Genomic DNA, 12,272 nt, shown 5'->3' on the forward strand with positions numbered 1-12,272 from the left:
TTATTTTCTACCAATGAGAATATAAGTTTTCATTCCCCCTTTGCCTTTAACTTCAATAGTTCCCCGCTCCTGAAATACATATTTGTGTTCTAATAACTTATAAGTAGTTTCGCTGACTTGAATCCGCCAAGGCAAACCGTGAGATTCCATGCGGGAAGCAATATTTACTGTGTCGCCCCACAAATCGTAAATAAACTTTTTGATGCCAATTACTCCGGCAACAACCGGGCCGCTGTGAATGCCGATGCGAATGCTAAAATATTTATTATGGCTAGCATTAAATCTGGCTATTTCTGCTTGCATATCTAGGGCCATTTGGGCGATCGCCTCTGCGTGGTCTGCCCTGGGTTCAGGCAGCCCTCCAACCGCCATGTATGCGTCGCCGATGGTCTTGATTTTCTCTAGGCCGTGCTGTTCGCACAAAAGGTCGAATCCTGAAAAAATCTTATTGAGGAGCTCCACAAGCTCGATCGGATTCATGAGGGCAGACAAAGCAGTAAACCCTACAATGTCTGCGAACAAAACAGTCACTTCTGGAAAGTATTCGGCAATAGTAGTTTCGTTTTGCTTAAGGCGTTCTGCTATTGCCTTGGGCAGGATATTTAACAGCAGCTTTTCGGATTTTTCTTGTTCTTCCCGCAGGGCATCTTCTGCTTGCTTGCGTTCCGTAATGTCGTGATAACTCCAGACTCGGCCGATAATTTTATCTCCCAGCCGCTGCGGTTCCGAATAGCGTTCAAAAAATCTGCCGTCTTGAAATTCCAACAAATCGTAACTTTCGGCTTCGGGCTGCTCGTCAAGCGATTCTATTCTCTCTTGAAATGCTTGGGGGTCTTTGAGCTGGTTCAGGACAAAGGCGATCGTTGCCGCGTTATCTCGCAGTGCCATCACTTCGTTAGGTATGCCCCACATTTCCACAAATTCTCGATTGAAAGTGACTATTTTTCCGCTCCTGTCAGTAGCTAAAATACCATCAGCAGTAGAATCAAAAGTTGCTTGCAGCAGGGACACAGATTTTGCCAGGGCGTCTTCTGTCATTTTTCGAGCAGTAATGTCTCGCAAAATAGCGCGAATCGCTACTAGCGAACCATCCGCAAACTTACAGCTTAGGCTGCCTTCCAACAAAATTTGTTCGTGATCTTTAGTGATAAATATTACTTCAATCGATTCTGGATACAAGGTATTTTCATTTACAGTTTTTTGGGTAAAAGCTTGATATAATATATCCAGAGACTCTGGGGAACTGTTGGGATGAATAATATCAAAAACAGTCATTTGAGCAATTTCTGCTTCGGTGTAGCCCAGAGTTTGCCGCCAAGCCCGATTTACATACAAAAAATGACCGTCCGCTCCTATACTTTGAATTAAGTCAGTAGCATTTTCAAATAAGTCTCGCAGTTGTTCTTCGCTTTCCCGCAAAGCTATTTCCGCTTGCTTGCGCTTGATAAATTGACCGATTTGGCTGCCGATTGTCGCCATTGTCTGGAGCAATTCTTCATCAAAACACTGCACTTCACGGCTGAAAAAAGTCATCACCCCCAACACAGCTCTTGAAGAAGTTTCCGCCTCGTAGTCGCCCAAAATTGGGAAACCAAAAGCTCCGTGTAATCCTTCTTCTGCGGCTATTTCTCGGCGCATACAACTGTCGCTTTTTGTGACATCGGCAATCCACTGAGATGAACCGCTAGCCCAAACGAAACCCGGTAATCCTTCGCCAAACGCACAAGTCATTTGTTCGGTAAATTCGGCAAATTTGGGGATAGAAACTGAGCGTTTTGTCCAACTGGCGACGCAGCGAAGCAAATTGGGGTCGGAAACCGCAGTTATTCTCTTACTTCCTGACAGCAGTTTTTCCCCAGCTTCAGGCATCCACAGTTCGGCGGTATCCCATCCCAAGCTGTCGCAAATTACGGGGAGAATTGCTGCTATAGCTTTTTTGATTGTTTCGGATGCCGACAGGATGCGAGTGGTGACGTACTGAGCTGTTTTTCGCTTGCGGGCGCGCTGTCTATCTGTGACATCGCGGCCGATGTACACGAAATCTTGAACGGCGGGCGAAGATCCAGAAATGCCTTTAATGTCCGTCGGAATCGCCGTACAGGAAAACGAAACGGTGAGCTTTTCTCCGCTTTTTGCCGTGCAAATTACTTCAGTGTTAGTTCGAGATTGTTGAGGCGGATATTGACTGACTGCTTGCAAAGATGCGCCCACAGCAGCAAGAACTTCTATTTGCTGGCCTACTAATTCTGATTCGCTGTAACCGAACAAATCTTGAGCAGCTTGATTGAGTTTTTTTATTTTTCCCGAGGCTGTTGTTACCAACAAAACTTCTGCCATTGAAGTAATAATTTTTTCAACATAATTATTAGTAGCGGCTAAGGTACTCAATAAAATATCCATTTCATTGGTAGCTTGGACTAGAGTTTGTTCTAAAGCCATCCTGTCGCTTACGTCTTGAAAAAATATAATTAATCTCTGATAATTCTCGTCATTGGTGAACTGCACGATATACATATCAAAATAAAGCCGCGAGCCATTTTCTAATACCCGCGTGATCGCTTTTAATTCAAAATTTGGCAAACGTCTTTCAAAAATATCGATTAAAATTTCTTCAGTTCCCACCAATTCGGGGAAGGGAATGCGGACATCGTTGCCGGCGACTACTTCATCGGGAAAGTCGCCGAACCGCTCCACTTTGAGAGACTTCTCTTGGATTAAAAAATCTTTATCCAGTGCTAGGTACTCCAAGTGGTGGGGAACTAACAGTTTTTTAAACAAGGTTTTCATGTGAGATTCTTAGTAGTGAATGCGCCCTGTGTATCGAATAATCGAAAATCCATCTATTTATCTCTGTTTCTCAAAGGGAATTCTGACTATAAAGGTAGTGCCTAACCCGATCTCGCTGGAAAATTCGATTTGACCTCCGTGCAAATCTACACACTGCTTGACTATGGATAAACCCAGTCCTGTACCGGGTATTTTTCCGACATTTTTGGCTCGATAATAAGATTCAAAGAGTTGTTCTTGGTCTTCGATAGGAATGCCAATGCCTGCGTCTTTAATTTTAAATGTGGCTTCTTCATTATTCTGACAATTTAATTCAAAATAAATATTGCTGTCGATCGGCGAATATTTGACAGCATTTGACAGCAAATTTGTCAAGATGTGCCGCAGCAATTTTGGATCTAGTGCGGGCAAATGTTGCGTTTCCTGCGAGTCGGTATCATATTTTTTAGCTGGCGTAACTAATTCTTGATAAATAAAGTTAATTGTATGATTTTTTCCATAACTAATTTTAATTGATTCTACTAACTCGCTGCAAAATTTTTTTAAGTCAACTGGTGCGGGATAGAATTCGAGTTTTCCGGCTTCGGCGCTGCTGAGCAACCGCACGTCATCTAATAGCTGAGCCATGTGTTTAGATGCGGATTTAACGTGTGCGAGGTATTCTTGTTTTTCCTCGTGGGTGATTTCGTCGCCGTAGTCTTGGAGGATTTTAGTAGCAAATAATATTGTATTTAAAGGATTGCCGAATTCGTGAGCGATCATCGAGAAAAAACGAGATTTTACCTGTCTGAGTTCTTGCTCTTTTGCCAAAGAGCGACGAATTTCTATTTCTTGTTGTTTGCGTTCTGTGATGTCCCTGCCTATATAAATGAAATCGTAAAGTCCCTCTAATTCTGTCTGAATTGCCGAACAGGAAAATTCTACCCAAATTTCTTCTCCTGCTTTAGTAGTGCAGACTATTTCTAGTTCTCTACGCAGCTCTTTCTGAGACAAAATATAGCGGTGGCGAGCTTGGTAAATTAATGTTTCTTCTACTAATATTAAACACAGGGGATGGCCAATTAATTCTGCTTCGCTATACCCAAATAACCATTGGGCCGATTGATTGATTGTTTTGATAGTTCCTAATGTTGTTGTCACCAACAAAGCATCGCCCATCGAACGAATAACTTTATCTATATAATCTTTAGAAGCGGCTAAGGCACTAACCAACAGATTAGCTTCATTCGCCCTCTGAATCAACGATTGCTTCATTACCATCTTTTCGGTGGTATCTTCAATCAAAATTAGCAATTTACTTGGCACATATTCTTGTTCTTCTTCATATTTGATAGCCAACATATCAAAGTATAAAGGGCGGTTCGGGTCTGCAAACCGAGCGATACCTTTGATTTCAAAACCAGGGAGCCGTCCCATAATGATAGACATGAGGATATTTTCAATGCCAATCAGTTCGGGAAAACTCAGGCGAGCATCTGCACCTGGTATCGCGTCGCCCGGAGTATCGGCATAATGCTGCACTTCGGCGGAGGTTTCCTGAATGATGAAATGGTGATTTACTAGAAAATACTGTGTTTGTCGCGGGCCTAACAGCTTTCTTAACAGGGGGTTCATACTTGTTCTACCATTGTGTAAGCTAGTTTGTAGAAAATTTCGTCAACGTCTTTGCCGGTTTTAGCAGATGTCGTGCAAACTGCTATTACTTTGTCTTGACCTATCGCATGGGACATTTCCACTAGCAGCGCCAATTTTTCCTCGTCAATTAAGTCTACTTTGTTCAAAGCGACGATAATTGACCCTTTAGGATTGACGGAAGAATAAAGCTGAATGTGTTCGGAGATTCGCTCAACTGTTTCGGATCGGCTGACATCGGCAACGATTAAAACGCCACTAGCTCCCTGCAAGTAAGTAGGTGCTATTCCTTTGAATTTTGTATGCCCTTCTAAGTCCCAAATCAGCAACTGTGCAGTCACGTTTTCCCGCTGTTTTACGTTTTCTAATTCTACGTTTTTGCGAGAAATTTTTACTCCCACGGTGGAGAGGTATTGGTCGGTGAATTGCCGATCGACAAAACGGCGGATCAGGCTGGTTTTGCCCACACCAAAATCGCCGATCATACACATTTTTTTAGCTATAGTAACTGACATAATTATTTACTGTTTATGGTGTTAGTTATTGGTTCAAATACCACGCATCTGCTTAAAAGTCGTGGTTGATTGGGTTCCACGTCGGCAGGAGGATGGGGGATGCCAACCGTTTGGAGGCGCTTTGGGTCAGCACCCTGCCGCACTAAAGCATCTCGCACTGCTGCGGCACGCCTCAGCGACAACTGTTGATTTGTAGAAATTTCCCCAGTTCGATCGCTGTGCCCAATTATCTTAATCTGTTTTTGAGGATATTGATCCATGAAATTTTTGACACTGGCGATGATTTCTCCGTATGTAGGGTCTAATTTTGCCGTTCCTTGCTGGAAGTAAATGCGGCTTGTAATTTTCAGCGGATCTAATTTAATTGTGCTAATCACCGATTGAACACCGGGAATCTGCTTCAGGGACTGAGCTATTTTCTGTGCGTCTGCACCGTCTCTAACAGTACCCTCTACTGTAACTTTGCGATCGCCATACCGCGTAGAAATAGAAAGGCCCTCTTTCTGATTCAAAACAGCGGTAATCCGCTGTACCTCGGCCGCCGTCAAAACTGGATCTGGGGGGACATCTACAGCTAGAATTCTATTATCTAATTGCAATTTCGGTGCAGTTGATGCGGCTATTTTTGCAGCTTGTGCCCGCAATTCTTGATTTGGCAACTTTCCGGTTAGCTTTAAAGTTTTGCCATCAACTGCAACATCTAAGCGGTAAACTGCTAATTGGGGAGTGGATGCTAAAGCTGCCAGGGCATTTGCTTCGAGGCGACGGTAAATGTTGCTGCGATACTGATAAATCCCCCAAGGTACTAAGATTAAGCTCAGGGCGGCTAAACTGATAGCCGCTAGGGCGATCGGGGGTTTTGTTGATTTTTCTTTTTGCAGCGGGTCGAATAAACTTTTTATGCACGGGTGCAGCGACTCCGGTATAGTACCGGGGTCGCCATTAAACTCGTGAATTACTTTAGCATAATTAAGGATGAGATTACTAACTGTTTGCCGCAGTTTGTTGATGAACGACTGTGGCGGTTCTCCTTTTATCACGACGGCCATGTAGCAATATCCCGCTACTTCTAGCATAATTTTTGAGTCGCCGTATTCAATTTGATTGAGTTCGGAAATTTCTCCCGGCTGCACGATGCACTCGTTAACAAAGCTGCGAATAGCTGTCAGCATTCCTGCTACCATTTCTGATTCTAACTGGTAGCTTTCTGAGTTTTGAACTTCGGAAATAACCAAGCCTGATGCTTTATGAATTAAGAATGCTGCTTGGACGGTAAAGGGTATTGATTCTTTGAGGATTAATTCAGCTTCGGAGACTCCTTGTACTTTGGAGCGAATTTTGCGCTGAACTCCTTCGACGCTGAGGGCATTTGACACTTTTTCATTGATTGTCTTGATAGCTTCTGCCATGTATCGGGAAATAGTATTGCCAATTACGGGATAGAGGGCATCCACCATAGAGTCGCGTTCGAGTTTTATTTGGGCTGTAATCGCTTTGCCCATTTCGGGGGCGAGGGCTTGGGCGATCGACTCTTGGTCAAGGCGAATTTGCTCTTTAATTGCCAGACCAATTTCTGGGGCGATCGCCTTGGCAATATCCGCTGGCGAATTCACTATTTGTTGAGAAAGTGCGTCGGGAAGCAACTCAGCTATTGCCGCACTCATTGCCGACTTGTTTTCCTGAGTTTTTGCCCTGATCACTTCGTCAATAATTGGCACCATCGCCTTGACAACTTCTTCTCTGGAATCGGCAATTTTGCGGCTGAGAATTTCTGCGATCCAAGGCAGCATCAACTGAATCAACTCTTGGGGTTCGTAGATTTGGTGCTCCAATTTTCCTAATTTATCGTTGATTGTTCCCATCAGGTGGCGCACCCCCGGCAAGTCGTTTTCTGCCAGAAGATTTTTGACTTGCTCTATATCCGACATTTTTGAGCCGAACATCAGATTTTGCAGCCTTTCCATCGCGCTGTCGGCTTCATTTAAATCCTGTTTAATTTGACCTAATATTTCTGCGGGCTGTTCTCGTAAGTTGGGAATTTCTAGAGGCAAAGCCACCGCAGCATTTAAATATGCAGTTTCTGGTGGATCTGAGACTGTGGAAACTATGAATTCATTGGGAATTTCCGAGGATTTTGACTCGGAATCGGTTGCGGAAACATCCTGTAAATGCCGATCGAACCCGTAAGATTTTTGAGCCTGTACGTACTGTAGAGAATCTTTCATTGTCAAGTTAGACAATTCTTCGACAGGCTGTGATTCCTCCTCCAAATCCGGCTGGGCGATCGCGGAAACATCTATAGTTTTAGCTGAGGAATAGTCTTTTTCCAGTTCTGAACTGTTGAGTTTGTGAGTAGCGAATAGCAAACTTTGGAACTCGTCTGCAACAGGTGGGGCATCGCCCGACTCCGGTTGGCGAGATCCTGTTTCGGGTACACTCGCTGCCACTTCCTCTGGCGCTTGCTCCGAAATACCTAACAAATCCATCAACCCGCCGAGGGCCCCAGCTTGATTATTTTCTCCGCTGCTGTCATCTTCGGGCTCTGCATTTTGCTGGTTGGAACCCGCAAAAATTTTGAGATCTACTAACAGATTCAGCAAGGGTTCTAGCTGGGTTGCTGCATCCGCAGCAGACTCGTCAGGTTGAGAAACAAAACCCTCTAACTCATTTGTGTCAGCCGGATTTTCTTTCGGTAAAGCCATGCGTTATTATCCGTGATGGTGGCGCTCCGGCAACAGAAATTCGGTATTTAACTTATTATCCGCAACGCCTTTAAGTTCGGGTACAAATTCTGTTCCTTTGAGCCTCATGCCGAGTTCAAACAGAATTTCTGCCATGTCGTCTCTAGAAACTTTAACATCTCTGAGCATGGAAAAGCGGCGATCGAGCTCTTCAAAGACCTGTGTTTTCAAAGTGCGGCTTTCTTCAGATAGTCGATCTCTGGTTTTGGAGAGTTCGTCGCGAAGCGAACTGGTTTGATTGTCTATAGCCTCGTCCAGGGCTTCCACGCTGCTGGAGAATTTGCGGTTAATGCGATCGACTTGCTGACGGATGTCTGCACTTTCTTCTTGGGTGTTTGAGGTGAGCGATTTAACTTTCTTTTCTAGCGAATCAACTGCAGCCCTCATTTCTCCTGAAAGAACTGTTTTTACTTGTTCGATGCGAGTTTGCATATCTTGCTGCATCATCGACAAGTCGGAATCTATTTTATCGAAGCGATTGTCGTATTCTCTAAGCTGCGCCCCGAAAATTATATCCCGGATCTGGTCAATATTTCCCAGCCGTTCGCGCATTTCTTCTTTAGTTATTTCGGCCATACTTGCACCTGGAATCTCCGGAAATTGTGAGTTTAAGAACTGTGCTAGTGATTTACTAGCGTTGTTGGTGGCACTAGCTTTTTTGACGGGGCGGGCTGTTATTTTTTGAACTCTCACCCCTGCGTCGGGGATGGGATTTTTTAGAGTTTTGACTCTAAATATCCTGAGATTCAAATTTTTGAGCCTGGTCTTGTCACCAAAAATGGCGGTTGGCTATCCTTGGCTTGCAGCAAGCTCAGAGGAGCGTAGACTTTCCTGCTATACAGCACAGCCGGGTAGGTTTTAATGTCTTGAGTGACATCCTCAATGATATCCCATCTTGACAGTGCCTCATACCACAGCGCTGGAGTCCCGGCAAAAAGCGGGTGGGCTTGCTCCACGTCCCATTATATATAATATATAACTCCAAGGCTGCACTGATCGCTCGCCGATCGGCTCCGAGGGATGTTGCCTTTGACCAGAAAGCACTTATACAGTCGAACTCGGCCGATCTCTCCCCCTCGAATCCTCGAATCCTGCGATCGCCCTATAAAAATTCATAGGGCCCGATCGACAGCGATCAGACCCAATAATATGAGAACTTTGTTTTTTCTAACAAACGAGATGTGTTTCCGGTGGAGAACTTTTACTTACTAGGGTGTACAACTTGTGCAGCTTTACTTTTAATCCGCAACGACAACTAAGTCTTACTTGACTGCGGTTTGGCTTGACTGCTCGATCGGCAGTTCGCCACTATTCCAAGTTTTGTTCGGTTAATTTCTGCTGCGCCTGGGAATCTAGACCGGAGACACCATGTCTATATCCTCGAACTTTCTTTCTAAATATAGCGACCTCCTTTCTCTTTCTGTCCCGGTGTCTATTATTAAGTTAGCATGAGCTTTCCGAGGAGTAAAGCACAATTTGCAAAACTTGATAGGTCTTTACATTACTAAGTATAATGATATGAATATCCAAATAGATGTAAGTTAGCACTCACGCACTCCGAACAAAGAAACCGGGTTTTTTCACCGAGATTGAGGATTTTAAGCAAGTATTTTGGTTGAAAAACCCGGTTTCTGGACACCCGTGCAAAAGTCCTATAAATTCTATTGTTGCTACATCTTTACATACTTAACAGTTCTTGTCATGACTATTTCTCCTAAGTTTCTCAGTGGTAGCCAAATCCGCGAAACGTTTCTCCAGTTTTATGCCCAGCGGGGACATAAGATATTGCCGAGTGCTTCTTTGGTGCCCGAAGATCCGACGGTGTTGCTGACGATCGCCGGAATGCTACAATTCAAGCCGATATTCCTCGGACAGCGCACCGCCGAATCACCGCGCGCCACGACTTCTCAAAAGTGTATCCGCACCAACGACATCGAAAACGTCGGCCGCACCGCCCGCCACCACACGTTTTTTGAGATGTTGGGCAACTTCAGTTTCGGGGATTATTTCAAGAAACAGGCGATCGCCTGGGCGTGGGAACTTTCCACGGAAGTTTTCGGTTTACCAGCGTCGAATTTGGTTGTTAGCGTTTTCCGAGAAGATGACGAAGCTTTTGCGATTTGGCGCGATGAAATTGGCATTCCGGGCGATCGGATTCAACGCATGGGAGAAGATGACAATTTCTGGCAATCCGGCCCGACTGGCCCCTGCGGCCCGTGTTCGGAGATTTACTATGATTTTCACCCAGAGAGAGGCGACAAGATTGACCTCGAAGATGATACCAGGTTTATTGAATTCTACAACCTGGTTTTCATGCAGTACAATAAAGATGCAGAGGGCAATTTAACACCCCTGCAAAATCAAAATATTGATACTGGCATGGGATTGGAACGGATGGCGCAAATCCTCCAGAAAGTCCCCAATAATTACGAAACAGATTTGATTTTTCCCATCGTTCAATCTGCCGCAGAACTTGCCGGAATTGATTACCACAATAGCGATGAAAAAGTCAAGGTTTCGTTGAAAGTAATTGGCGATCACATTCGGTCTGTGGTGCACATGATTGCAGACGAAATTCGCGCGTCGAATGTTGGTCGGGGTTACATTTTGCGCCGGTTGATTCGCCGGGTGGTGCGCCACGGGCGGCTGATTGGAATTCAGGGCGAATTTACGGTGCGGGTGGCTGAAAGTGCGATCGCCCTTTCGGAAGCTGCTTATCCGAACGTGCGGCAGCGGGAAGCTCAAATTAAGGCGGAATTGGCAAGGGAAGAGGCGCAGTTTCTCAAGACTTTGGAACGCGGAGAGAAGCTGCTGGAGGAAATTCTCAAAAAAGCTCTTGTGGAACAGGCGTCTCGCCTGTCGGTTTCTCAGGGCGGGCAAGATGCCCAACCCCTACTCCCCACAGTAGAGATTTCTGGTCAAGATGCTTTCACTCTTTACGATACCTACGGTTTCCCCTTAGAACTGACTCAAGAAATTGCTGAGGAACAGGGAATTTCTGTGGATTTGGACGGCTTTGAAGCGGCGATGGAGGAACAGCAAATTCGCGCTAAAAATGCTCGCCAAACAATCGATTTGACGGTGCAGGGTTCTTTGGATAAGTTGGCTGAAACAATCCAAGGAACTGAGTTTGTCGGTTATGCTGAATTGTCGAGTTTAGCTGAGGTGGAAGTTATCTTGGTTGACGGCAAATCTGTGGAGGAAGCAACGGCGGGTACTGAGGTACAAGTTGTTTTGAACCAAACGCCGTTTTATGCAGAATCCGGCGGACAAATTGGGGATAAAGGTTATTTGAATGGCAGCATTCAGGGAGAGAAGGGAGAGGGTTTGTTAGTAAGAGTTGATGATGTGAAGAAGGAATCGGATTTCTTCGTGCATTTCGGCTTTGTGGAACGGGGAACGCTGAGAGTTGGCGATAGTATTACTGCGAAGATTGACAATAGCGGTCGCCGCCGAATTCAGGCTAACCACACAGCAACTCACTTATTACAATCAGCTTTGCGGAAAATTGTAGACGATTCGATTTCGCAAGCTGGTTCGCTGGTATCGTCAGAAAGATTGCGGTTTGATTTCAATTCTCCGCGCGCTGTCACAGCAGAAGAGTTGCAGAAAATTGAGGATTTAGTTAATAGTTGGATTGCTGAGGCGCACGCTGCGGTCGTTGCAGAAATGCCGATCGCCCTTGCGAGAGAAAAAGGCGCGACTGCGATGTTTGGCGAGAAGTACGGCGATGTGGTGCGGGTAATCGATTTTCCCGGCGTTTCGATGGAATTGTGCGGCGGAACTCACGTCAGCAATACCGCAGAAATCGGGCTGTTTAAGATTGTTTCCGAAGCGGGGGTAGCGGCGGGAACTCGCAGGATTGAAGCGGTTTCCGGCCAAGCTGTTTTGGACTATTTGAATGTGCGGGATAAGGTGGTGCGCGATTTGGGCGATCGATTTAAGGCGAAGCCTGAAGAATTGCCGAACCGGATTACTAATTTGCAGAATGAGTTGAAGGATACTCAGAAACATTTGGCTGCTGTGAAGTCGGAATTGGCGATCGCGAAATCCGACCAGTTGCTGAGTGCGGCGGAGGATCTCGGCGAATTCAAAATCATTGTAGCTCAATTGGGAGATGTGGATACAGAAGCGCTGAAAACTGCGGCGGAAAGATTGCAGCAAAAGTTAGGAAATGCTGCGGTTGTTTTGGCATCAATTCCTGAACCGGACAAGGTAAGTTTGGTAGCAGCTTTTAGTCCTGAAGTCAATAAGAAAGGATTGCAAGCTGGCAAGTTTATCGGGGGAATTGCTCAAATTTGCGGCGGAAAAGGCGGCGGGCGACCGAATTTGGCGCAAGCTGGGGGACGCGATGCAAGTAAGTTGCAGGAAGCGTTGGAAAGTGCTCGCAATTTGTTAGTTGAAGGGTTGGGGTAATTAGCCGGATTAGGTGATTTCGGGGAAACTGTAGGGGCGGGTTTTACCAACCATAATTGCCAATAATCGACAATCTGATAAACCCGCCCCCACCCAACCATAAATCACAATGTACATGGTGCTTGTAGGGGCGGGTTCACCAACCATAATCGTCAATAATCGACAATCTCGAAAACCCGCC

At 45.4% G+C, this 12,272-nt stretch carries 7 protein-coding genes; 1 reads left to right on the top strand and 6 read right to left on the bottom strand.

Annotated features, from left to right (window positions below):
- From QUB24_RS00135 to QUB24_RS00160, 6 genes are all read right to left on the bottom strand, one after another.
- Entirely contained in the window at positions 1 to 2,787 is a 2,787-nt protein-coding gene (locus QUB24_RS00135; protein WP_333149459.1) for an adenylate/guanylate cyclase domain-containing protein, read from the bottom strand.
- Between the two features lie 57 nt (positions 2,788 to 2,844).
- Positions 2,845 to 4,401 (bottom strand): PAS domain-containing sensor histidine kinase, encoded by a 1,557-nt coding sequence (locus QUB24_RS00140; protein ID WP_333149461.1) that lies wholly within the window; start codon positions 4,399 to 4,401, stop codon positions 2,845 to 2,847.
- Positions 4,398 to 4,934, bottom strand: coding sequence for a Rab family GTPase (locus QUB24_RS00145; RefSeq protein WP_333149463.1), 537 nt, complete (start codon positions 4,932 to 4,934; stop codon positions 4,398 to 4,400). Before QUB24_RS00145 ends, QUB24_RS00140 begins: the two co-directional genes overlap by 4 nt.
- Positions 4,935 to 4,936: 2 nt before the next feature.
- Positions 4,937 to 7,636, bottom strand: coding sequence for an OmpA family protein (locus tag QUB24_RS00150; RefSeq protein WP_333149465.1), 2,700 nt, complete (start codon positions 7,634 to 7,636; stop codon positions 4,937 to 4,939).
- 6 nt (positions 7,637 to 7,642) lie between these two features.
- On the bottom strand, positions 7,643 to 8,251 hold the full coding sequence (locus tag QUB24_RS00155) for a hypothetical protein (RefSeq protein ID WP_333149467.1): 609 nt from the start codon (positions 8,249 to 8,251) through the stop codon (positions 7,643 to 7,645).
- A gap of 170 nt (positions 8,252 to 8,421) precedes the next feature.
- Entirely contained in the window at positions 8,422 to 8,631 is a 210-nt protein-coding gene (locus QUB24_RS00160; protein WP_333149469.1) for a hypothetical protein, read from the bottom strand.
- 745 nt (positions 8,632 to 9,376) lie between these two features.
- Between QUB24_RS00160 and alaS the strand changes: the two genes are divergently transcribed.
- A complete protein-coding gene (alaS, locus tag QUB24_RS00165) occupies positions 9,377 to 12,091 on the top strand; it encodes an alanine--tRNA ligase (RefSeq protein ID WP_333149471.1) in 2,715 nt (904 codons plus the stop codon).
- The last annotated feature ends 181 nt before the right edge of the window (positions 12,092 to 12,272 follow it).

It is taken from the genome of Microcoleus sp. B9-D4 (genome assembly GCF_036705105.1).
In the GTDB taxonomy this organism is placed as follows: domain Bacteria; phylum Cyanobacteriota; class Cyanobacteriia; order Cyanobacteriales; family Microcoleaceae; genus Microcoleus.

Coding starts and splice junctions, on each gene's coding strand:
- QUB24_RS00140 (WP_333149461.1), bottom strand. CDS start 4,401: ATGAACCCCCTGTTAAGAAAGCTGTTAGGCCCGCGACAAACACAGTAT.
- QUB24_RS00135 (WP_333149459.1), bottom strand. CDS start 2,787: ATGAAAACCTTGTTTAAAAAACTGTTAGTTCCCCACCACTTGGAGTAC.
- QUB24_RS00150 (WP_333149465.1), bottom strand. CDS start 7,636: ATGGCTTTACCGAAAGAAAATCCGGCTGACACAAATGAGTTAGAGGGT.
- alaS (WP_333149471.1), top strand. CDS start 9,377: ATGACTATTTCTCCTAAGTTTCTCAGTGGTAGCCAAATCCGCGAAACG.
- QUB24_RS00145 (WP_333149463.1), bottom strand. CDS start 4,934: ATGTCAGTTACTATAGCTAAAAAAATGTGTATGATCGGCGATTTTGGT.
- QUB24_RS00155 (WP_333149467.1), bottom strand. CDS start 8,251: ATGGCCGAAATAACTAAAGAAGAAATGCGCGAACGGCTGGGAAATATT.